The following is a 23394-nucleotide window of genomic DNA, read 5'->3' as shown; positions in this document are numbered from 1 at the left end:
GAAAGGTCTATCGGTTAGCAATATTATTTTCATAAAAATCAGTAAATCTTTCAAGGAGATCATCGGGATTTTCCCTGTCAAATTGACCAAATCCCAAAGTCATGATATGCCCTGAAACAAATTGTGAAAATACTGAATTGAAATTCTCAATATAGGTTTCGGCATGCCCTTGCAACTGTATCTCTGCTTCGATCATTTTTGTCCAATGTGGAGGGGTCTCTTCATTCTTTGAATAAGTAAGATAAGGTAAAATAAAAGGGACGAACTTCTGATATTGTTGATATTTATTAGGATCCAGGCTATCATTTGGCCAAACCCTGAATTGTTTTAATCCCAGGTTATCAGATTCTACTACGATTGCAGTTTCATTGTTGGCAACTTCTGTGATCACTTTTTTTTCCTTAAGAAAAATCGAAAACCAGGCAAGGTCCCATGCCGTTGCTCCATTTTGATTAACAAGATAATAAGGGTGAAAAATAGAATCTATTGCAATGAAACCTTGATTACCAACGGTATTTCTTATAATTTCCGAAACTGCTTCTTTATCTGAAATTTTCTGCATTGGATTACCATTGATAAAACCATAGATATAATGAGAGTTCCAGAGAGAAGGATCAAATGAAGGGTTATTATCTTCTTCTTGATTAATTGCTTGTGAATGCATTTTTGTGATATTAGGCCAGTATTAATATTCGTCTATTTCGGCTCTTGAAAATTATTGTAATTTTTTGATAATTCCATTTCCGTAATTTTTATTTTTTACTTTTTTCTTAACTCAGGATCAAAAAATCTAATAATCCGTTTTCACTTTTTTTATACTAAATCTTATTTTCATATCGCATATTCAGCCGTTCAATAGAAAAAGACAGATACGGAGAATATCTTTAGACTCATTAAGTATATCAGTTTTAATTAAGATATAAAATCCAAATTTAATCAAAATTTCATACTACAAAACTTTCAAAACCCTTAAATTTGCTAGCAATAAAAATTTACCAGATGCTTAGGAAAATTTCAATTGCGGCACTTACCATGTTGTCCGTAGTTACAATTGATGCTCAGAAGAACAAAAATTCTCAATTAGAAAGACCCAAATTAGTTGTAGGCTTAGTTGTAGACCAGATGCGTTGGGATTATCTTTACCGCTTTTATAATAAGTATGGAAATGATGGTTTTAAAAGATTGCTGAATACAGGTTATGCTTTAAATAATGTTCATATTCCTTATGTACCTACGATAACAGCTCTAGGACATACTTGTATTTATACAGGCTCTGTTCCGGCTATTCATGGAATTGCAGGAAACGACTGGACCGATAAGGAGACAGGAAAGAATGTCTATTGTACTACCGATGAAAGTGTACAGCCTGTTGGAACCAAAAATACTAAAATAGGAAGCCACTCGCCGAAGAATCTTTGGTCGACAACTGTGACGGATGAGCTAAAATTGGCAACCAATTTCCAGGCAAAGGTAATCGGGGTATCTTTAAAAGACAGAGCTTCCATTCTTCCGGCGGGACATACTCCAAACGGAGCGTTCTGGTTTGATGATTCCACAGGGAATTTTATTACCAGTACTTGGTATATGAATGATCTGCCAGAGTGGGTGAAATCTTTCAATTCACAAAATTTACCTGAAAAGCTGGTTGCTAACGGATGGAATACTTTATTGCCTATTAATCAGTATACAGAAAGTGCACCGGATAACTCTGCTTGGGAAGGTCTTTTAGGAAGTTCAAAAACGCCAACATTCCCTTATAGTAATCTCGCAAAAGATTATAAGGATAAAAAAGACAATATACGCTACACTCCTTTTGGTAATACCTTGACACTGAAATTAGCTGAAGCTTCAGTGGAAGGGGAGAAGTTAGGAAATGATAATGTTACAGATTTCTTAGCGATCAATCTTGCTTCAACGGATTATGCGGGACATAAGTTCGGACCTAACTCGATTGAGGTAGAAGATGTTTATTTAAGATTAGACCAGGATCTTGCGGAATTCTTTAATTATCTTGATTCTAAGGTAGGAAAGGGTGAATATACTGTTTTTCTATCTGCAGACCATGGTGGAGCACATTCTGTAGGTTTCGTGCAAGAGCATAAAATAGCTACAGGTTTCTTTGGAGAAAACAGCCAGAAAGATATCAATCAGAAATTAAAAGAGAAATTCGGAGTAGACAAACTGATTAATGCTGTAGACAACTATCAGATTTATTTTGATAGAAAATTATTAAAAGATAATAAGATCGAATTAGATGATGTAGTAAATTTTACAGTTAAAGAATTGGAAAATGATCCTACCGTTTTATATGCTGTTTCTGTAACCAAAGTACAGGAATCTTCGATCCCGGAGCCGATTAAGCAGAGAATTATCAACGGAATCAACAGGCAGAGAAGTGGAGATATTCAGCTGATCTCTCATGATTCCATGCTTCCGTCTTATGCAAAAACGGGGACAACGCACAGTGTATGGAATTCATATGATTCTCACATTCCGTTATTATTTATGGGATGGGGAGTTCAGCACGGAGAAAGTAATAAACCTTATTTTATGACGGATATTGCTCCTACAGTGTCTTCTTTACTTAAAATTCAGTTTCCAAGTGGTACGGTTGGAAATCCTATTACGGAAGTGATTGGAAAATAAACTTACCACATAGTATACATTATTAAGCATTCCTTTCGGGATGCTTTTTTGTTGGTCATGCTGAAATTTTCAGATTATGATCTGATCAGTAATTGAATTTCTTTATGGTATTTATTATTTCGTTTCCTAATACTTACGATGAAGTAAATGAGAATAGCAATAATTGCTGAACCGGATAAAATAATCCCAATACTAAGATAGTTGTATTTATTTCTAAGTTCTTTCGCTTTCTTCTGTGTTTCCCTGTTGTGGTTATTGATGGAATGATTAATGGAGCTTAATTCACTTTGTTCCCTTTTAAATCGCATTTCAAAATACTTTTTGTTGTAAACCTGGTAAAGGTCAGGCTTTCCCATGGCCAGATAGTTTTCTGACATTTCTTTGTAGATTCCCTCATTGAGGATGAGGTCTCCTGTATTTTGAGAAAGGCTTTCTGCCTGGATAAGAAGTCCCAGGGCTTTTTCATTTTCCCGGTTTTGCTTGTACATTTCTGCCAAGCCTTTAAGGGCAAATGCTTTGAGACTTTTGGCATTGAGTTTTTCTGCGTATTGTATAGAGCGGATAAATGCCTGCCTGGCTTTTTCCTGTTCATTCAGATTAAGATAACAATATCCTATGTTGTAATAAACCACACTCATATTGGCAAAGGTGGTTTTCTTCATTTTTACTTTTTCAAAATTCCCGATAGAGATCAGGAATTTTTCCAGAGCAATTTCCGAGTTGGACTGGCTTTTATAAATCATGCCCCGGATAGCATAGCTTCTAGCTGTTTCAATAAGTTTTTCAGGAGATTCTTTTGGAAGACGCTCTAAATAACGGTCAGCTTCATTAAGGGTTTCCAAACTCTTACTAAATAGTTCCATTTGCTGGTATTGTATAGCTACGGAAACCAAAACACTGGTTTGTAGTTTCAGATCGTTGGTCTTTTGAGCCAGGTCTTTTGCTTTCAGAATATATTGAAATGATTCATCAAAGTTTCTTTTTGCAATATTTGCGGTAGACAATAACAGATAAACAGATATGGACTTGTTAATATCCTTTTCCTTTTTCAATAAATTTTTTCCAATGGCTATAGCGTGATCGGGGTTATCATAAATATCGAGGCGGGCCTTTTTGAGCAGTGAATCATGAGAAATGCTCTGAGCACACACGAAAAAAGAGTTAACAAATAATATGATCATAAAAATGGTATGGGATCCTATTCTCATAATGCTTTATTTTTTGTGATTTCCTGAATATATACATTGGGAGACATTCCCGTTACTGATTTAAATACTGTTGTAAAAGCACTGTGCGACGAAAATCCTGAAAACTCTGCCAGATAGCTTACTTTATAGTGAAGAAAGCTGGGATCTGTCTTTAATAAATGAGCGATATGGTTGATCCTGAGCTCGTTGATGTACCCATTGAAATTTTTACCTTTGCTGGTATTGATTACTTCAGATAAATATTTGGTGTTAACTCCCATCTGTGCGGATAAAGATGAAAGAGACATATTGCGGTTAAGGTACCGGTGAGATTGCTCCCACTCATTCAATTTTTGGAGAATTTCTTTTTCTTTCTCTTTCGAAATTTTATGGGTGTCTTTTTCAGAGTTAAGGTCAATTCTGTTTTCTTTTCCGGTCTCCACATGATCTGTTTTAAGAGGAGCGGAAAGTGCCCGCAGTTTTTGTTTTTCAAAAAAGTACAGCTGTTTTTTCAGGTCCTTATTTTTGTTTTTTTCCAGAAAGAAATAGATAACCAATGCTGTAATAACTGCAAGAATGATAAAGGTTAAAATCCATAATTTCCTGGACTCATTCTGTTTCTGGAATTCAAGGTTGTTATTCTGGTAAGTTTCTACCAATTTAACGATATACCGTATACCTTCTTTTTGATTGAAATCAAGTTTAGATCTTAATTCGGTATACAGCTTATTGTATTGATGGTATTTTATATCATTATGTAAAGCGAAATTGGTTTTTGCCAGTGATTCATATATTTTCAGTTTCAAATTATTATAAGGAAGATCTTCAATTTCAGAAAGTCCTTTTTCAAGATGGGCAAGGGCTGTTTTATAATTTCCGTTAAGAAAATAATAACGGGATAAATTTTCATTGGCTAACGCGGAGAGAAAAGGTTGGTCGGGGCTTCTCTCAACATCAGAAATAACATGATCCAATAATTTTTTAGCATCAATATACTTGTTTTGCCGAAGCAGATAGGAGGCACGGAAGATTTTATTTTCTATGCTGATCATGCGGTTTTCCTCATTATGAAGATCAATATACTGATCACTTTTGCTAAGATTCGCAAAAGCGGTATCAAAATTTCTTATAATGGCAGAATTGATGGCTTGCAGTTGATACAGTTTGGCAACGGTAATTTTAGACTTCGGACTGTCATTTTTTAATAGTTTAGGATCTGATAAAAGACGGGAAATGATCTCTCCGGACTGGTTATACAAATCTAAATTCTGGTATTGATCCGCGAGATTATAATCGCTGAACAGTTGCATAAAATAAGAAAGGTTTTTTCTTTCGGAATCATTTTGCTGTGCTGATGTTGTAACGGATTGTACATAATCCCCTTTCATGGCGTAAGCCTGTGAGATTATATTTTGCAGAATCATTTTATGCTCTGTATTCTGGTCGCTGATCAATAAGCTTTGGGTATAACTGATACAGTTATCTGGATTCTGGTAAAGCTTCTGAAATGCTTTATCTGCTAAAATGGAAAAATCGGGGCCGGATTGTGCATGGTAAAAAACGGAGGATAAAAAAGTCAGGAGTAAAATCGCACATTTTATGACACTACAAGATAAAAATAATTCGTTTTTTGCTTTTCTTTTTTCAATCGTCTTACAATCTGTCCTCAAAGTTGAATTTTTATAATATGGTGATTTTTAATTATTTAAATTTTAAATGTTTTTGGATTTCACGAATTATGTAAGCCAAATTCTTTTTAAATGGTAAATATAATATTAATATTGTTTCCGCCAATTCAAAATATTAAAACCAAATAAATATGGAAAACTTTTACAAGATTTTAACAAAAACGGTATACGCTTACTTTTTATTCAACCTGTTTTCGGTCGTGAATGCTCAGGTGACGGTGATGGCGACAGCCAATTACTCACCGGGTGCAGTATCTGATAATGGGGTTGTAAGCATGCAGAGTAGTGGTGGTCAGATTTTTAAATGGGATGCCGTTAACGGGTTGTCTCAGATCGGAGCAACCTCTAATGGCTATCCCGGTGCAGGGAGGGCTGTAATTTCTAATGACGGGACAAAAATTGCCTCTACAATGACCAATACGGGTACGGGATTTAATGAGATATCAGTTTATGATATCGCTAATTCAACATGGACTTCCCTGGGAGGACTTGTTCCTACAGGATGGGACGGCTCTGTAAGTTCTACCTGGGGATTGTCGTATGACGGAAGTATCATTGTAGGATTAGGATGGTTAACTGCTGCCAATGCTCATGCGGTAAAATGGACTGCACAAAACGGGATGGTAGACCTGGGAAGCATAGTTTCGGGAAGAAGTTCGAGGGCTAATGCCGTAAATGCTGATGGGACGGTTGTGGTTGGCTGGCAGGATGAAGACAACGGAACCAGAAGTGGTGCTAAATGGGTGAATGGAACAGAAAGCTACATTACAGACAGTAACGGAAATAATGTTGGCGAAGCAGGAGCCGTTTCTGCCGACGGAAACACAATAATAGGGGCAGGTATGCCCAATCCTTATGTATGGAACAGTACTTCAGGACTTACTTACATTACACATCCTAATTCCTCAGCCTTCTTCAGAGGCGGTGCAACCGGAATTTCTGCTGATGGCGGAACGGTAATAGGTTATTTCAGGCCTTTTGCAGCACCTCCGATGTCTGGAGAAGGCTTTATATGGACAGCTGTCGGGGGAAGAATCAATCTAAATGATTATGCGACAAGCCTGGGGATCAATACTCAGGGAATAACGATGTCCCTGCCGTTGGCAATTTCCCATGATGGGAAAAAAATAGCGGGTGTTGGGACCAATTCTTCCAATCAGATTGTAGCATTCTATCTGGACCTTTCTGAATTCTTATCTACCCACGAAGCAATCAAAAAAGGTCAGGGAATATCTGTCTATCCCAATCCGGTAAAAGATATCCTCTACGTGAAAGGAATTGAAAAAATAGAAAAAGCTGAAATTTATAATATGGTCGGTCAGAAAGTAATGACCTCAGATTCTGCAGGAAATCAGATTAATGTTTCCTCATTGTCGACAGGGAATTACATACTGCAGATTTTTGTGAAGGGGGAAATTTTACAAAGTCTAAAATTCATTAAACAGTAGATAAAAATTGGACACTTTTATTTGACTCAGGCCAAAAAAACTCGCAGATACATCTGCGAGTTTTATTTTTTTGATGGGATTTAAGTTTAGTCTTCTTCGGGAGCTTCTTCGTCATCATCTTCATACTGCTCCAGATAATAGCTGAAAGTAAAACCCTCAAGCTCTTCTTCTGCATCCTCCAGGGTGGTGAGCAGGTCCTCAAATAATTCCAGCTGATCTACCGTTAAATTAACAAACTCAAGATGCAGAGGCATTTCCAGGTCACCCGTAATAACATCATAAAGGGCATCAAGATTGTCCCCAAAATGTTCCGGAAGACTGATTTTCTCTTTCAACTGGCTATAGAAATCTTCATAATCTCCTATATCTGTAAAATCTATATATACTGTTTTCATATTGAATTGAATTTCCAATTTTTATTTATTAAAAAGGCTTTGCATTTTTTGTAAAAATCCACCTCTTCATCTGTGGGATTTTTACCTTCTGCGCTCCTCATAAAACATGTTTTTTCAGGGCAATGCCCCAATCCCTGTGTGTGACCAAGTTCATGAATGGCAATTTTAAAAAGCTGTTCATCAGCTTTTGCTTTATTTAATCTGAAATTTGATGCTACGCATGCTTTTCCGGGTCTATAACCGAGTCCCATTATACCAAAGTCTTTTATTTTACCCTTAGTGGTGCTTATATCTTTTGATGTTAAGCCGATTGTGACATAACCTCTGTCGGTTCTGTTATTTAAAAATCTGATAACAGAATCAGCCTTGTAGCGTTTTCTCTCCGGATAATAATCCTCTTTCGGTAAATCTATAGCATTCAGAATTTTTATATCCGGATATATTTTCCTGATCTCATTGCTTACGAATTTTACACTTTCAGGTTTTAAATCATTAAATGGCTGAACCAATACTATCAATCCTTTATTTTCCATTGTCAGCTTATGCGATTTATCTGAACAGGAAAATAGAATAAGCATCAGCATCAGAATGCTGATTAAGCAGCTACTGTTTTTCAAAACTTTTATAATGATTTTTGGTAAGATATACATCCCCATCTTTTGTGAAAATAATACGGTCGGCATTTCTACTTCCACAACTGTAATTTACATCAGCTTCATAGTATTGATTCCCTTGCGGAAGACTTCTTTCTCTGTTTCCGAAGCGGTCTCCTCCGATGGCACGTCCGGGGAGAACATCGCAAAGATTTCCCTTCGAAGGATTCCAGCCAAGCTTTCTGGCTTCATTTTTTGTAATGTAATAATCAGGTAACTGATGATGTTCCTTTACATAACTGATTACCGTTTTTTCTGCGGTAAGCTGATCGATAGATTGTTGATTTGCTGTACCGGCAGTTGTGCTGTATTCAGCTTTTGGATTCTGAGTATCTTTTTCTGTACCAGAAAACTTATTGAAAATATACATCACAGACATTCCAAACAGAAGGCCGATACAGGCAAAAAATACGGGTCTCATTTTACTATTCATACTCTATTATATACTTTACCAATATAAACAATCTACCAATTTTACCAAGACGGTGATATTAGCATACTGATTATTTTATGATCTCCATTCTTCAGGAATATCACAAACAGGAATAGGATTCATTTTATGCTGGGCTGCTTTATGCATTCTGTCAAATATTAAGAATACCTCGCGATCACGTCCCTCATAATCTTCTGCAGTTTTAGAACCATATACCTTCTGGATCTTTTCAAGTTCCGGATAGGTGGCACCAATTTGTTGCTCGTCAGTCCTGTCTACATCCCAAAGTCCATCTGTAGGAATAGCTTCCTGGATATTTTTAACAAGGTTCAAGGCTCTTGCAAGTGTATAAACTTCCGTTTTATAAAGGTCTGCAATAGGGGAAACATCAACACCTCCGTCTCCATATTTGGTGTAAAATCCGATTCCGAAATCCTCGACCTTATTTCCGGTTCCGCAAACCAATAAGCCGTTAAGCTGTCCATAATAATATAAGGTAAGCATACGCAAACGTGACCTTGTATTGGCAAAAGCTAATTTTTCATTCGGATACAAATCATCCTTTACATCGAAAGTCTTGTACAGTTCTTCAAAAGCAGGAGTCAGATTAACAGACATGGCTTCTACATTAGGAAATCTTGACTTTAGATCATTCATGTGCTCCCATGCACGATTTACCTGATCTTCTTTCTGACGGATCGGCATTTCTATTAATAAAGTCTTCAGACCGGTCATCGCTGCTAGTGTTGATACTACTCCTGAGTCAACACCTCCCGATACTCCAATCACGTATCCGTTTACTTTTGATTTTTCTGCGTAATTTTTTAACCAGCTTACAATATGATCAATTACTTTTTGTGTCTGCATTATATATGATATTTTTAATCTATTCCAAATTCTTTAGGATATGTTACAATCCCGGTTACATTTTTTAAAGCATCGGGTATCAATTCTATAGCCATCCCATTTTCTTCCGGAAGGTCAAAAGGAAATGATATTCCAAAATTACTTGTTTTTTTATATCCAAATCTCGGATAATACTTTTCATGGCCTATTAAAATCACTGATTCATAAGCCAATTCCCTGGCAATTTTATGTCCAGAACTGATCAGTTGACTACCTATTCCTTGTCCCTGATACTGAGGTTTCACGGAAACAGGAGCCAGAGCCAATGAATTGAAGGCTTTGTCATTATTTTTAACAGACAGCCTGGTAAAAAGTATATGGCCGACAATTTCGTTTTCTATTTCGGCGACAATGGATAATTCTGGAATGAAAGCATCCGATCTTCTTAGCTTTTCTACTAAAAACTGTTCCTGATGGTCGCTGTGTTCCGCATTTTTAAATGCCTGTTCCACTAATTCAAAAACCTGTGGATAATCTTTTTCCAGTTCCTGTCTTACAATCATTTTTTTGAATTGTATTTTTCACGTTTCAGTTCATACCAAAAGCATATACCGTCCGGTTCTTCAAATTCCCCTTTATTTTCAAACCCTAACTTACTCAATATATGATTGGAACCATTGTTCTCAGAATGCGCACAGGCATATATAACGGGGAGATCAAGATCATAAAACCCAAAATCCAAAGAAGCTTTTGCAGATTCAATCGCATATCCCTTACCCCAAAATTCAGGAATAAAACGATAACCAAGATCGTAAATGTTCTTGTAGCCATTTATTTCTGTAGTGATGAATTTTAAACCGCTCCATCCGATTAAAAGATTGCTCTTCTTTTCAATCACTGCAAATCTTCCCACACCATTATCCTCGTATTGCTGTTGGATCATTTTAATAACATTTTCAGATTCACTGATATCTTTTGCCGGGGGAGTACATACATACTTTACCACTTCCGGATCGGAATCCAGAAGAAAAAGACGCTCGGCATCATCAGCTTCGAATTTTCTTAGAATCAGTCTTTCAGTTTCCAGTTGCATATGTTTATTTTTTAATCAATAACAGATTTCGAAATGGAATGGGTATTTTAAATCATGAAAAAAGGAAAATATTGCAGCAAAGCAAGCTGTTTATTTATTTTTCATCATGATATTATGTTTAAATCCGTATTTTCGTAACCTTAAATTTCTGTAAAAATAATGAAGATTTTTAGAACTATAGCGCTTTCTTCTATATTAGTTTTAGGATTGTATTCCTGCAAGAAAGAAGCGGACAATGTATGGAAAGTAGAATTAAAGGAACCTGCCGAAAAAGTGGAGATGACAGATATTTCTAGTCAGTTCTACGACCAGAATATACCGCTGGAAAAATTTAAATCGGAGTTTCCTTGGTTTCAGGGTACTGTTTCTGATGAAGATTTTGGAAAGAGAAGAGCTGACGCAGAAGAAATAAAGATTTATAGAGAGGCCGTTGCAAAAATTGATCAGAAGAAACTCCAAAAAGAGCTTCAGGATCTGTTTTCACATATCAGGAATTATTTCCCTAAATTTAAAAGCCCTAAAGTGTATCTTTTTTCATCAGCGTTGCAGATGATTCAGGATCCGGTTTTTTATGATGAAAAAGGAAACCTTTTGTTTATAGATATTACCGGATTTATGGGGGACAAAAACCCAAATTACAAAGGACTGGAATTGTATTTCCAGAAATCCATGAATCCAAACAATATCGTCCCTAAAGTATCAAGGATGTTTGCCGAAAACATTGTTCCTTTCTCTACAGATCATCAGAAGTTTATTGACCTGCTGATATATAACGGAAAAGTAATGATCCTCCAGGACGCATTTCTTCCGGATACTCCTGATTACCTTAAAATGAATTATACGAAACAGCAGTATGAGTGGGCAGTAAGCAATGAAGGCAACATCTGGAATTATTTTGTCGAGAATAATTTATTGTTTGGGGATGACCACAGACTGGAGGAGCGTTTTATCTCTCCGGGACCTTTTTCTAAATTTTATACCGATATTGACAATGAATCCTCTCCGCAGATCGGTATTTATACAGGATGGCAGATCTGTAAAAAATATCTGAAAGAAAAGCCTGAGGTAAAGCTTACAGATTTTCTTAAAATGGATGCAACTGAAATTTTTAACCAATCTGGTTATAAACCCGCTGTAACAAAATAGATTATTTTTAAGACCTATATAAGACCTTTTGTTCTTCACAAAAGGTCTTTTCTATTTTTTAGACACTAATCAAAAATACCTATGTATGGAAAATCTGATTACAATCCGGGACCTCAGTTACGGATTTTCAAAAAATAAACTTATTCTTAAAAATGTGAGCCTTTCGGTTCCGAAAGGAAGTGTTTTTGGGTTCCTGGGAGCTAACGGAGCGGGTAAATCAACGACCATGAAGCTTATGCTGGGCAGTATTCCCGATGAAAACAATACCATTGAAATTTTTAGTCAGAAATTACCTGAACTTTATCCTGATGGGTTTCAAAGGATCGGAAGCCTTATAGACAGCCCTGCCTTTTATGATCATTTGTCCGGCTGGGATAATCTTACTATTCTTTCCAAATTAAGAAACCTCCCTGATTCTGAGTGTGAAAGAGTTTTGAATCTGGTAGATCTCTGGGACAGCAGGAAAATGAAAATGAAGAAATATTCATTAGGGATGAAGCAAAGGCTTGCAATCGCTATGACACTTCTTGGTAATCCCGAACTTCTGATCCTCGACGAGCCGGTGAATGGTCTTGATCCTAACGGGATGTTAGAGATCAGAGAACTATTGCTTAAACTCAACAAAGAACAGGGTATTACGATATTCATTTCAAGTCATTTGTTGCAGGAAGTGGAAAAAATGGTCACCCACCTTGCTATTATATCGCATGGAGCCATCAAATTTTCCGGAAGTGTTGAAGAGCTTAACACGCATTACCGCCATAACCATATGAGGATAGGACTTAATAATGCACCTCAATTTTTACAACATATTCCTGAATATTATGCCCCTCAGATAATTGATGATCATACTTTAGAAATTACCGTGCAATCCAGGGAAGACATCATCAGACTTACCAAGAAACTGGTTGTAAATGAAGCAGAGATTTTTGAAATCAAAAATAGTGCGGGATTGGAAGATTGGTTCATGGAAATAACAAAAAATTGAAAACAGCACAAATGAAAAAGTTAACAACACTCATCAATACGGAATGGCTTAAAATAAAAGGTTTGGGATTGGTTTATTTAGCAATAGTACTTGGTATGCTGATTCCTCTTCTTGCTTTTTTGACCAGTACCTTTAATCCCCGATTTATTACGGAGGAAGAGCTTCCTCTTTCTGTTTTTGAAAGCTCTATAACGGATAGTTTTAAAGCCTTTTCCATCTTTTTTCTTTTGCTTTATATCGTTATAGCGGCCAACAGGATCGCTCAGGTAGATCATAAAAATAATGGATGGCAGCTTATGGAAACTCAGCCCATCAGCAAACTGCAATTGTATCTCGCAAAATATGTGGTATTGTTATTACTAAGTTTTTTATGTATTGCTTCTTATTTTACATTCAGTAATATCTTTTCATTTCTGGATTATTATATTCACCCAAGTACAACAAAATTGTTAAGCTTCGATACAATCTGGATGCTTAAGATGTTCATAAGATTATGCATCGGAGTATTGGGTGTGGCAGCTGTTCAGCTCTGCATATCAGTAGCTTTTCCAGGTTTTATATGGGCTTTTTTGGTAGGTATTTTAGGACTTATAGTCAATACCTATTCTTTGGTACAAAGAGCAGCATTTCCTTTTTGCCCCTACAACTCTATGTATATTCTGTCCAAAACACCTAATGTAAGAAACCTGAATTATTTTATCACTTACAGTGAATATCTAAGTATATTCTGGGCTATTGTATTTTTTATTATAGGTTATTTCTGGTACAGAGGAAAAGGATTTAAATCTGCATTTCTACGTCATAAAAAGCAAATAGTACTTTCATCTGTTTTTATTGTAGTTTCAGCAGGAATATTTTTCATTATACAGCAACCTAAAGATTACAAAAGTAAAGGTGCAGGGGTTGTTATCAAAGGTACCTTATATACTGATCTGAAGATTGATTCTGTAAAAATATTCTCTAAGGATTTTCATAAGCAGGTAGGAAGTGCCATTGTAAAAAACGGATCATTCCTGTGGGAAACCCGTCAACAGATTCCATTTGATCAATATAGTCTTGAATTTGGAACCAAAAGAATCGATTTCATGATGGGAAGCGGAGACCATTTTGATTTTGACATCCGTTGTAATCCTTTAAAAATTCAATATTTTCTAATCTCCAACAGGTCTGCCGAACAGCAGTATAATACAGAAGAAGATGGATTCGGATATGAATTCTCATATGCTGTGGAGCAACAGAAATACAATGATAATCCTTCAGAGTTTTATCAGCTAGCGCAATCCGATTGGAATAAAAATATTAAGAGATTGGAACATTATACAGATGCTGAAAATAATGCCTTATCTGATGAATATAAATCTTACAGGAAGCAGCTTCTTGCCATTCAGTATTTGAACGAGATTAATAACTATCGGAAAATGACTTCCTGGGATGACCCTAAATTTGCTGCTCCGAAAGAATTTTTAAACGAACTGAATGCTAAAATTAAAAATCCGACGGTTCTGTTAAGTAAAAATGATGATTACTTACAATACAGATTGGATAAAATGCTCACCGACAGGGACCGGTTGTCCAATCCTGACAGTATTCTTTTTGTGAAATTAAACGCGTTACCCGATAATATCGACAAAGACCGTTTGGTTAGTAAACATCTTATAAAGACCATGGAGCTGGAATCGGATAGTACTTTAAGGAAGCAGCTTTTTGAAAGAGAATTCCGGATGTTAGGAGATAATGATTATAAAAAGCTGGCAACATCGAAATATGAACAGCTGACCATCTCTCAAAAAGGAGCCGCATTTGTAGATTTAAAATTTCTGGATAACAAAGGGAAGTCGCACCAGCTTTCGCAATATCGTGGAAAATATGTGATCATTGATTTATGGGCAACATGGTGTGGCCCTTGTAAACAGATCCGGCCGATATTTGACATGAGAAGTATTAAATATCAATACTATAGTAATATTCAGTTTATTTCAATAAGTCTTGACCAGGATAAATCAAAATGGCTGAATTATCTAAAAACAAAACCATCCAAAGTACCTCAATACTGGCTGGCGGATGCTCAGGAGTTTATGAACAGATATAAAATTCAAACTATTCCCAGATTTATTATTATAGATCCTGATGGAAAAGTTTTTAACATGAACAGCCCTTTTCCTGATGAAGATAATTTCGTAGAAATTTTAGATAAGCTCAAGAAGTATTAACTTTGTGAAAAATTTAAAATTGATATGAGAAAGACTCAGATAACGATAGACGTTGAATTAGATGAAAATCACATTCCGGAAACCATAACATGGAATGCTCAAGATGGAGGAATTGAAAAAGAGGAAACTAAGGCAACGATGATTTCTGTTTGGGATGAAAAAGCAATGGAAGCATTAAGAATTGATCTTTGGACAAAAGAAATGCCTGTGGATCAGATGAAAATGTTCATTCACCAGATTTTAGTTTCATTAGGGAATACCTATCAGAGAGCGACAGGAGAAGAAGATGTGGCGCAGTGGATCGAACAAATGGCAGAGGAATTTGCGGTAAAATCTGCGATAAAAATGTAAACCAATTACTAATATATCAATCTTATAGTGTAATGCATCAATAGCATTTTTAAATAATTACACTATTGGATTGTTGGATTAAAAAAAATATTATGAATTTTAATACAAAAGTTATTCACGGTGGCCAGCACCATGAATCTGCAACAGGTTCCGTAAATGTTCCTGTATTTTTAACTTCTACTTTTGCACAAAAAAGTCCGGGTGTTCACTCCGGTTACGAATATTCGAGAGCTGCCAATCCTACAAGACAAGCTTTAGAAGATTCTTTGGCAAGTATTGAAAATGGAGCAAGAGGTCTTGCTTTCGGTTCAGGTCTTGCAGCGATAGATTGTGTTTTGAAGTTACTGAACCCGGGAGATGAGGTAATAGCTGTTGATGATTTGTATGGTGGAACATACAGAATGTTTACAAGACTTTTTGAGAAATACCAATTGAAATTTACTTTCGTGAATTTTGATGATGTTTCTAAAATTTCAGAATTTATTACAGATAAAACAAAGCTGATCTGGGTAGAAACACCTACGAATCCTCTGATGAAATTAGTGGACATCAAAGCTGTTGTTGATATCGCTAAAGGAAAAGATATTTTGGTAGCCGTAGATAATACTTTTGCAACGCCTTATTTACAAAGACCTATCGATCTGGGAGCTGACATTGTTATGCACTCTGCAACAAAATATTTAGGAGGACATTCAGACGTTATTGCAGGAGCTCTTATTGCTAAAGATGCAGAATTGGGAGAGAAACTACATTTCATCCAATTTGCAAGTGGAGGTATCTTAGGACCACATGATTCTTATCTGGTTCTTAGAGGGATTAAAACCCTGGCATTAAGAATGCAGAGACATTCGGATAACGGACTGGAAGTCGCAAAATATCTTGAAAGCCACCCTGCAGTTGATAAGGTAATCTATCCGGGATTGGAATCTCATCCACAGTATGAATTAGCAAAATCCCAAATGAAGGAAGCTGGAGGAATGGTTTCGTTTACTTTTAAATCCGGAAAGAAAGAAGATGCCATCAAATTCCTTGAAAGAGTAAAAGTCTTTACCCTTGCTGAATCTTTAGGTGGAGTAGAATCTCTTGCTAATCACCCGGCATTGATGACTCACGCTTCCATTCCTGCTGAAAAAAGAGCTGAATTAGGCATCACAGATGATTTGGTTCGTCTAAGCGTTGGAATTGAAGATGCTGAAGATCTTATCGCTGACCTGGAAAGAGCTTTTTCTTAATTGAGATAATATAGTAGTGAGAAGGATTACAATTATTTTTATCCTGAGTATTTTTAACCAGCTATTATATGCACAGGTTAAATCTACTGGTGAACTCTTTCAAACCGCCATGAAATTGGATAGTTTGGTTTTCAAAGAAGGATTTAATAAATGTAACCCTTCCCACTATAATGATATCATAAGTAATGACCTTGAGTTCTATCATGATATTGGTGGTATTACTCTGGGTAAAGAAGCGTTTATAGCTTCTGTAAAAAATAACATCTGCAGCGTTCCCGGTAAAATAAAAAGAGAACTTGTTCCCGGAAGTATGAAAGTGTATCCTCTGTATAATAATAAAACCTTATATGGATTTATACAGGAAGGTGACCATGAGTTTTTCGAAAACAACAATGGGAAATGGAATAAGACCGGAAAAGCAAAATTTACCCACTTGTGGATCTTCGACCATAACCAGTGGAAACTCAAGCGGGTGCTGAGCTATGATCACCGATAAGCATTATATCATATGAAAAATACAAGAAAAGCAAATATTTCGGATATAGAAGAGTTATCCGGATTGTTTGATCAATACAGGATTTTCTACCATAAGGTATCTGATATCCCGGCTGCTGAAAACTTTTTAAAAGAAAGGATCCTGAATCAGGATTCTGAAATTTTTGTTGCTCAGGAAGAAGATAAATTAATTGGTTTTGTTCAGTTATATCCTATTTTTTCCTCAACCAGAATGAAACGCTATTGGTTGCTCAATGATCTTTATGTTAATGACCAATATCGAGGAAAGGGCTATTCAAAACAGTTGATAGAAGAAGCAAAGGAGCTTTGCAAATCCTCTGATGCCTGCGGAGTGTTATTGGAAACAGGAAAAAGCAATGACATAGGAAATCAATTATATCCGGCTTGTGGTTTTAAGCTCTACGATTCTGTTAATTTCTATGAATGGAGTAATCCGGAAGAATAGAAGGAGGAGGGAAAGATTTAGGAACCAAAAATCAAGAGCCAAGAGCCAGGAATCAAGAACCAAGAGCCAGGAATCAAGATTTGATGTAATAAACATCATATAAACATTGGTCTAAATTTCATCATTTATCACTCATCACACATCAATTATCATCAATAACCCATAATCACTCACACATGACTGAATTTCAAAAATACATTCAAAGATACCTCGATCTTATTCCTTCCGGAAAATGGCAGGAAGAAATACAAAGATCAGAAGAAAAGACAACCAATATTTACTCCGCCCTTTCTGAAGAGCAATCTCATTTTACGTACGCAGAAGGAAAATGGACCTTGAAGGAATTATTATTACACCTTTCCGATACGGAAAGAGTTTTTCAATACAGGATTTTGGCGATCGCCAGAGGCGAGCAGAAAGATTTACCAGGTTTTGATGAAAATGAATACGCAAATAATTCTCATGCTAATGACAGAAGCCTGAAATCTTTACTGGATGAGTATCAGCTGGTAAGGAAATCTTCTAAGATCCTCCTTGAAAGTTTACAGCCTGATGCTTTGGCTACGGTAGGAAACGCTAACGGAAATTCTATTTCAGCAGAGACAGTAGGTAAGTTAATTGTAGGGCATAATTATCACCATCTGAATGTTATTGAAGAGAGGTATTTACCAAATTTGAAAAAATAGAATGATATTTTTTTATCATTTTTTGGGTGGGCTTTAGCCCACCTTTATTGATTATATGCTCTTGTTATAAAATTGTATTGATGTATTTTTTTATTCCGATGGCTTCAACCAAAACCTAACGGAAAATCCGTATTTTTGACATGTAAATTCAATTTGAAAAATTGTATATAAGAGATTCTTTCTCTTTCATTTTTCTCATAATTCTAAATATTAAAAATGGAAAACATTATCAATATATTAAAATCCGGTGGAACTATTCTTTATCCTACAGATACAATTTGGGGAATTGGTTGCGACGCTACTAATATAGAGGCTGTTAATAAGATCTTTGAGATTAAGAAGCGCGAAAAAAACAAGTCGATGATCATTTTGGTGGAATCTGAAAAAAGACTTCAGGACTTGGTTGATGTTCCGGAAATGGCCTGGGAAATTATTGATTTAAGTGAAAAACCGGTAACTATAGTTTATGAAAATCCAAGAGGCTTACCTGAAGAACTGTTGGCAGAAGATGGAAGTATTGGAATTCGGTTAGTAAAAAATGATTTTTGTAAAAAACTCATCACAAAACTGAATAAACCGTTGGTTTCTACTTCAGCAAATTTTAGCGGAGACAAGAGTCCGTTAAAATTTTCGGATATCTCTCCGGAGATCATTAACATGGTTGATTATGCAGTGGAAGAAGACAGGGAAAAGGTTTCCAGGTATTCCGGATCTTCAGTTATCAAAATCTGGAGTGATAATAGAATCAAGGTACTTCGGGAGTAGAAAACAAGATTTTAATTATCTTTGCAAAATCATTATAACCATTAAGAGAGTGGGAGGTGGAGTCTGTTTAAAATGCATGGAATTTTAAATAAGTCCAATAACCTGGTTTCTTAATGGTTTTACATTAAATAATAAATATGTTCATTAATCTCAATCAAAATAAAAATCTAAAGCTTTTTAAAATCATTTCGGAGGTTGCAGCCCGGAATAATCAATCAGTATATATTGTTGGCGGATACGTGCGGGATTTACTGATGAAAAGAAAAGCGTCTACAGATATTGATTTTGTTACTGAACAAAGCGGAATAGAGCTTGCACAAAGCGTGGCTGCGGAAATTGATCCGAAAATGAAGGTTTCCGTGTTCAAAACCTATGGAACCGCAATGATCAAATATAAAGATCTTGAGCTGGAATTTGTGGGAGCAAGAAAGGAAAGCTATAATGAAAACAGCCGAAAGCCGGAAGTGGAAGGGGGAACATTAGAAGATGACCAGAAGAGAAGGGATTTCACGATCAATGCAATGGCAATTTCTTTAAATAAAGATAATTTTGGGGAACTTATAGACCCGTTTAATGGAGTAGAAGATTTAGAAAAAGGAATATTAAGAACCCCTTTGGAACCGGCACAGACGTATTCTGATGATCCCTTGAGAATGATGAGAGCGGTTCGTTTTGCTTCTACCTTACAGTTTACGATAGAGGAAAACTCGTTATCCGCAATCAGCCAGGAGGTAGAAAGGATTAAAATTGTTTCGAAGGAGAGGGTTATGGTAGAATTCAATAAGATTATGCTTTCTGAAAAGCCGTCTATTGGATTAAGCCTGCTGGAACAAACCGGTCTTTTAAAATACATCATTCCTGAATTGATTGAACTGAAAGGGGTAGAAGAGGTGGAAGGACAGACCCATAAAGATAACTTTTACCATACTTTGGAGGTTGTAGATAATATTTCCGTCAATACAGACAAACTTTGGTTGCGTTGGGCAGCATTACTTCATGATATTGGAAAAGCACCCACTAAAAAATTTGTTGAAGGAACCGGCTGGACTTTCCATGGTCATGAATTTTTGGGATCGAAAATGGTGAAAACCCTTTTCCAAAAGCTTAAACTTCCCTTAGGGCCAGATATGAAGTATGTACAGAAAATGGTCAAACTTTCATCCCGCCCGATCGCTTTGATTACGGATGATGCTTCTGATTCTGCTCTAAGAAGACTTTTATTCGACGCTGGTGAAGATCTTGAAGATCTGTTTACGCTTTGTAAGGCGGATATCACCACGAAAAATTCAAAAAAACAGGAAAAGTTCAAGAGGAACTTCGAATATGTAGCGGTAAAGATAAAAGAAGTTGAGGAAAAGGACCAGGTAAGGAACTTTCAGCCACCTATATCCGGAGAAGAAATCATGGAGATGTTTCAGCTGAAGCCGGGACGTGAAATTGGAATTCTGAAAGAGAAGGTTAAAGAAGCTATTCTTGAAGGTGAAATCCAGAATGATCATGAAGAAGCAAAAAAGTATGTTATTGCAGAAGCTGAAAAGTTAGGATTGATCATCTGAGTCCAAAACTATCAATTGAAAAAAGAAAAAGATCCGGAGATTTCATTTCCGGATCTTTTTTATTTGGATGTTGTCTGGTTTCTGTAGAAGAAATCCGGGCTGCCTTAGGCAGCCCGGAAAAAACACAAATGATGAAAAAAAAATAAAATTTATTAGTCTATTAAAAAGTAGAAACTTCTTAATTTAAATACACGCCATTAGTCCCCTTACCTGTTGTAAAGGATTTGATTTTTGATCCTGAAGTAGTATATACTGTAACTTCACTGTCTTCAGTAAAGTTCTTCACATCAGACGTAAAGATCTTTCCATCTACAACACTGAAACCGTAAAGTGTATAGTATTGTCCTCCGTCTACAGCAGTAATAATAGGAGTTGTAGGAGGAGTAGTTGCCGCCATAACCATTGAGTATACTTTATTTGCTGAAGAGAAGAAATATCTTCCACCATCAATCTGAAGATTGGTAGCATTAGGAATACCTGTCAACGTTGTTGTTTTCGTAATGCTTCCGGTACTTGAAATTTGATAAATATAAGAGTCAGTAGTTCCTGTAGCAATAACATATACATTACCATTATAGGAAATTGTTTTGTTGATGTTTACATTGGGCAATGTAATTACAGATTGTACATCATTGTTCGAAGTATTGATGTAAGTTATTTTGTTTCCGAATCCAAAGCTTGCATTTTGAACAAAAATATTTCCTCCTGCTTCAACAATTCTTTCAACGTTATCCGTGAATGTAATTTTCTTAACAAAAGATAGATCTGAATTTTTATAAATACTTACATATTTAGCTCCCTGATATTTATCATTGGTTACATAGATATTATTATTGGCAACTGCAACATAACGGGGATTATCTATTTGATTGGTAATTTCACCTGCACTTTTAAAAGTATATCGATTTACTACCTGGATTTTATTTGAGTTGTTTAACAAGAGATACGCTTTATCCCCGTTGAATGCCATAGCTTGTAAAACATCACCCAATTGGTTTCCATTATTATTTTTGGAAAAGATGCTGTTTTGACTAAAAGTTAAGTCTCTTGAAACGAAAGTTACTTCTGCATTTGGCTTTCCGAAATTTCCTTCGTTCGAAATTAAATATCCGTTTTCATAAGTTACTACAGGCAAAGTATTATCGCTATCAGTACTACAGGAAATATTGAAAAGTAGTACTACAGCAAATAAAAGTTGTAAAAGTCTAGTTATTTTCATGTTATTTTTTATTAAAAATTTATCGTTGCGGAAATACTGTAATTACGTTTTGGCATCGGATAATAAGACACCGTTTCATAAACAGTATTGGTTAAATTATTGATTTTAAAACCTAAGACATATTTTTTTAAGATCGTTGCTGATACACCCGTGTTCATGACGAAATAAGAATCTATAGCATCTTCTCTTTTTTCATCTGTTGTAGTGTATGTAAGACCATTAAAAACTCCCTGAACATAAAGTTTTAGGAAAGAATACTGATAATCAAAATTTCCAAAAACCTTATGGAGAGGGACATACATCATTTGCTTTTTAGTTTCCTGATTGATGGATTTTGCAAGTGTATATCCTATATTAAATCTAAAATGGTGTTCTTTAAGCTGTTTATCAAAAGTAATCTGTGATTCTAAACCATAAGACTTCACTTTATTGATATTAACTGGGGACCAATATCCGTAAGCTGTCGGCAACCACACTATATTATCCGATATATAAAGATAATACGGACTTAATGCAAGTTTAATATTACCCCATTTAAACTCATGGTCCATATCCATCTGGTAAGACCTTTCCGGTTTTAGGTTTGGATTTCCTCCGGGATTCCAATACAGATCATTGAATGTTGGAAATCTGAAATTTCTGGATACATTTACTCCAAGATTATACCATTGTACCGGACTCCATTTTCCCGAGAATGAGTAAAGCAATGGCGAACTTATATTCTCTACAAAATCCTTTTTAACACCAGCTTCAAAACGCAGATCTTTCGTCGGAAAATATCGTATTAACCCCGCTAAAGAGCCTACATTTCTACTTACATTACCAATTCCTTCAGTTTTTACACCTTGGAGATCAGGCTGATACCCCTCACCTTTGTTTACCTGGAATTCGGTGATGATGTTGACATTAAGTTCAGGTACGATGAAATAATTAAAATCATTTTTAAAGATATAATTTTTCCCTGTTGAACCACTGGTCTTCGGAGCATTGTAATTGCCAAAATATTGGAAATTTTCTTCTGTGTAAGCAGCTTTTAAGCTATTTGAAAATTTATTTTTAGTAATATCCCAGGAAAGTAAGCTTCTGGTGCTTTGTGTCTCGTATTTTGTACGGTTGCCATTCTCTACAAAAATCGGATAATTCTGTGTCGAGTCAAAAAACTGACTTTGCCATGAGATCGTCTGATGTCTCGCAATTTTATAGGAGATTCCAACATTAAAGGTACTGTTAAAGTATTTGCCGTTTCTATTAATATAGTTTTTTTCTTCGACTTTATAATCATTCTGACTGATCGAATGATTTCCTGAGACTTTAAAACTCAGCTTTTCATTGCTGTAGGAGGCCGTTCCGAAATTATTAAAAGTACCAAATGATCCACCCTCAGAATACAGGGAGGCTTTAAAACTTTTATTGAAACCCAGATTATTATTGAGATGTATACTCCCGCCGATTGCACCACTCCCGTATATTACACTTCCGCCACCGGCTTTCACTCCGATCTCATCATATCCGAAAAGAGGAATATTATTAATGTCTCCCTGACCAAGAAATATCGAATTGATATTGATTCCATTCCAAACAAAGGCTGTCTGTGGAGCAGAGGTTCCTCTGAACGAAGGCGAAGAAACTGCACCTCGTCCGTTTTCCTTGATATAAATACTGGATTGGAAACGTAAAAGTTCTGAAAGATTCGTGGAATTCTTTTCAGCATCCTGAGGAGTAATTGGAGTAACCTTATGAAAAAGTTTTACCTTGTTCATCTGGTTGTCAAAAATATAAACGGTATCGATTGCTTTCTCTTGTCCCAGACAAAGAAAATAAGCAGATAACGATAAAAGCAGTACTAAGGTTTTTTTCATACTATTTTACTTTTCCACCGAAAGCAATATAT

General features: G+C 35.9%; 23 protein-coding genes. 12 read left to right on the top strand and 11 right to left on the bottom strand.

The window, feature by feature from the left end; translation table 11 throughout:
- Window positions 1-7: 7 nt before the first annotated feature.
- Window positions 8-664 carry a hypothetical protein gene (locus AC0INN_RS14835; RefSeq protein ID WP_273648802.1) on the bottom strand — a complete coding sequence of 219 codons (657 nt, stop codon included), beginning with the start codon at window positions 662-664 and terminating at the stop codon, window positions 8-10.
- Between the two features lie 335 nt (window positions 665-999).
- Between AC0INN_RS14835 and pafA the strand changes: the two genes are divergently transcribed.
- Window positions 1000-2646 carry an alkaline phosphatase PafA gene (gene pafA, locus AC0INN_RS14830; protein ID WP_306613854.1) on the top strand — a complete coding sequence of 549 codons (1647 nt, stop codon included), beginning with the start codon at window positions 1000-1002 and terminating at the stop codon, window positions 2644-2646.
- Window positions 2647-2720: 74 nt separating this feature from the next.
- Here the strand turns inward: pafA and AC0INN_RS14825 are convergent, their stop codons facing one another.
- Both AC0INN_RS14825 and AC0INN_RS14820 read right to left on the bottom strand, forming a co-directional pair.
- On the bottom strand, window positions 2721-3854 hold the full coding sequence (locus AC0INN_RS14825; RefSeq protein ID WP_273648799.1) for a tetratricopeptide repeat protein: 1134 nt from the start codon (window positions 3852-3854) through the stop codon (window positions 2721-2723).
- A complete protein-coding gene (locus tag AC0INN_RS14820) occupies window positions 3851-5503 on the bottom strand; it encodes a helix-turn-helix domain-containing protein (RefSeq protein WP_273648798.1) in 1653 nt (550 codons plus the stop codon). The genes AC0INN_RS14825 and AC0INN_RS14820 overlap by 4 nt, the downstream gene beginning before the upstream one ends.
- 149 nt (window positions 5504-5652) lie before the next feature.
- Between AC0INN_RS14820 and AC0INN_RS14815 the strand changes: the two genes are divergently transcribed.
- Window positions 5653-6969, top strand: a complete 1317-nt coding sequence (locus AC0INN_RS14815; protein WP_306613851.1) for a T9SS type A sorting domain-containing protein — start codon at window positions 5653-5655, stop codon at window positions 6967-6969.
- Window positions 6970-7055: 86 nt separating this feature from the next.
- On the opposite strand, the gene AC0INN_RS14810 is transcribed toward AC0INN_RS14815, so the two are convergent.
- From AC0INN_RS14810 to AC0INN_RS14785, 6 genes are all read right to left on the bottom strand, one after another.
- Window positions 7056-7364 carry a barstar family protein gene (locus AC0INN_RS14810; protein WP_172279834.1) on the bottom strand — a complete coding sequence of 103 codons (309 nt, stop codon included), beginning with the start codon at window positions 7362-7364 and terminating at the stop codon, window positions 7056-7058.
- On the bottom strand, window positions 7361-7897 hold the full coding sequence (locus AC0INN_RS14805) for a matrixin family metalloprotease (RefSeq protein WP_306613848.1): 537 nt from the start codon (window positions 7895-7897) through the stop codon (window positions 7361-7363). The genes AC0INN_RS14810 and AC0INN_RS14805 overlap by 4 nt, the downstream gene beginning before the upstream one ends.
- A gap of 70 nt (window positions 7898-7967) precedes the next feature.
- Window positions 7968-8438, bottom strand: a complete 471-nt coding sequence (locus AC0INN_RS14800) for a ribonuclease domain-containing protein (protein ID WP_306613846.1) — start codon at window positions 8436-8438, stop codon at window positions 7968-7970.
- An 87-nt stretch (window positions 8439-8525) separates the two neighbouring features.
- Window positions 8526-9317 (bottom strand): NAD(+) synthase, encoded by a 792-nt coding sequence (gene nadE, locus AC0INN_RS14795; protein WP_273648791.1) that lies wholly within the window; start codon window positions 9315-9317, stop codon window positions 8526-8528.
- A gap of 14 nt (window positions 9318-9331) precedes the next feature.
- Window positions 9332-9859, bottom strand: coding sequence for a GNAT family N-acetyltransferase (locus AC0INN_RS14790; protein ID WP_273648789.1), 528 nt, complete (start codon window positions 9857-9859; stop codon window positions 9332-9334).
- Window positions 9856-10389 (bottom strand): GNAT family N-acetyltransferase, encoded by a 534-nt coding sequence (locus tag AC0INN_RS14785; protein WP_273648787.1) that lies wholly within the window; start codon window positions 10387-10389, stop codon window positions 9856-9858. The genes AC0INN_RS14790 and AC0INN_RS14785 overlap by 4 nt, the downstream gene beginning before the upstream one ends.
- Window positions 10390-10548: 159 nt before the next feature.
- On the opposite strand from AC0INN_RS14785, the gene gldB reads away from it, so the two are divergent.
- The 10 genes from gldB to AC0INN_RS14735 all read left to right on the top strand — a co-directional run bounded on the left by gldB (window position 10549) and on the right by AC0INN_RS14735 (window position 20284).
- On the top strand, window positions 10549-11535 hold the full coding sequence (gldB, locus tag AC0INN_RS14780; protein ID WP_273648786.1) for a gliding motility lipoprotein GldB: 987 nt from the start codon (window positions 10549-10551) through the stop codon (window positions 11533-11535).
- Between the two features lie 85 nt (window positions 11536-11620).
- Complete coding sequence (locus tag AC0INN_RS14775; protein WP_172279820.1) at window positions 11621-12523, top strand: ABC transporter ATP-binding protein; 903 nt, start codon at window positions 11621-11623, stop codon at window positions 12521-12523.
- Between the two features lie 11 nt (window positions 12524-12534).
- Window positions 12535-14733 (top strand): thioredoxin-like domain-containing protein, encoded by a 2199-nt coding sequence (locus tag AC0INN_RS14770; RefSeq protein WP_273648783.1) that lies wholly within the window; start codon window positions 12535-12537, stop codon window positions 14731-14733.
- A 24-nt stretch (window positions 14734-14757) separates the two neighbouring features.
- Window positions 14758-15084: a gliding motility protein GldC gene (gene gldC, locus AC0INN_RS14765; RefSeq protein ID WP_034687059.1), complete on the top strand. Its 327-nt coding sequence runs from the start codon at window positions 14758-14760 to the stop codon at window positions 15082-15084.
- Between the two features lie 92 nt (window positions 15085-15176).
- Complete coding sequence (locus AC0INN_RS14760) at window positions 15177-16316, top strand: cystathionine gamma-synthase (RefSeq protein ID WP_172279816.1); 1140 nt, start codon at window positions 15177-15179, stop codon at window positions 16314-16316.
- A 16-nt stretch (window positions 16317-16332) separates the two neighbouring features.
- Window positions 16333-16812: a DUF4440 domain-containing protein gene (locus AC0INN_RS14755; RefSeq protein ID WP_273648778.1), complete on the top strand. Its 480-nt coding sequence runs from the start codon at window positions 16333-16335 to the stop codon at window positions 16810-16812.
- Window positions 16813-16824: 12 nt separating this feature from the next.
- Window positions 16825-17277, top strand: a complete 453-nt coding sequence (locus AC0INN_RS14750; protein WP_172279812.1) for a GNAT family N-acetyltransferase — start codon at window positions 16825-16827, stop codon at window positions 17275-17277.
- 176 nt (window positions 17278-17453) lie between these two features.
- Window positions 17454-17963, top strand: coding sequence for a DinB family protein (locus AC0INN_RS14745; RefSeq protein ID WP_273648777.1), 510 nt, complete (start codon window positions 17454-17456; stop codon window positions 17961-17963).
- 216 nt (window positions 17964-18179) lie between these two features.
- Complete coding sequence (locus AC0INN_RS14740) at window positions 18180-18728, top strand: L-threonylcarbamoyladenylate synthase (RefSeq protein WP_273648775.1); 549 nt, start codon at window positions 18180-18182, stop codon at window positions 18726-18728.
- A gap of 137 nt (window positions 18729-18865) precedes the next feature.
- A complete protein-coding gene (locus AC0INN_RS14735) occupies window positions 18866-20284 on the top strand; it encodes a CCA tRNA nucleotidyltransferase (protein WP_273648773.1) in 1419 nt (472 codons plus the stop codon).
- Window positions 20285-20462: 178 nt separating this feature from the next.
- Here AC0INN_RS14735 and AC0INN_RS14730 read toward each other — a convergent pair whose 3' ends face one another.
- Together AC0INN_RS14730 and AC0INN_RS14725 are read right to left on the bottom strand one after the other, a co-directional pair.
- Entirely contained in the window at window positions 20463-21503 is a 1041-nt protein-coding gene (locus tag AC0INN_RS14730; RefSeq protein ID WP_273648771.1) for a DUF5074 domain-containing protein, read from the bottom strand.
- Window positions 21504-21514: 11 nt separating this feature from the next.
- Window positions 21515-23362 carry a TonB-dependent receptor plug domain-containing protein gene (locus tag AC0INN_RS14725; protein ID WP_273648769.1) on the bottom strand — a complete coding sequence of 616 codons (1848 nt, stop codon included), beginning with the start codon at window positions 23360-23362 and terminating at the stop codon, window positions 21515-21517.
- Between the last annotated feature and the right edge of the window lie 32 nt (window positions 23363-23394).

The organism is Chryseobacterium subflavum, assembly GCF_055762745.1.
Note: the sequence above shows the minus strand (reverse complement) of the source record. Positions and strands in the feature narration are given on the sequence as shown.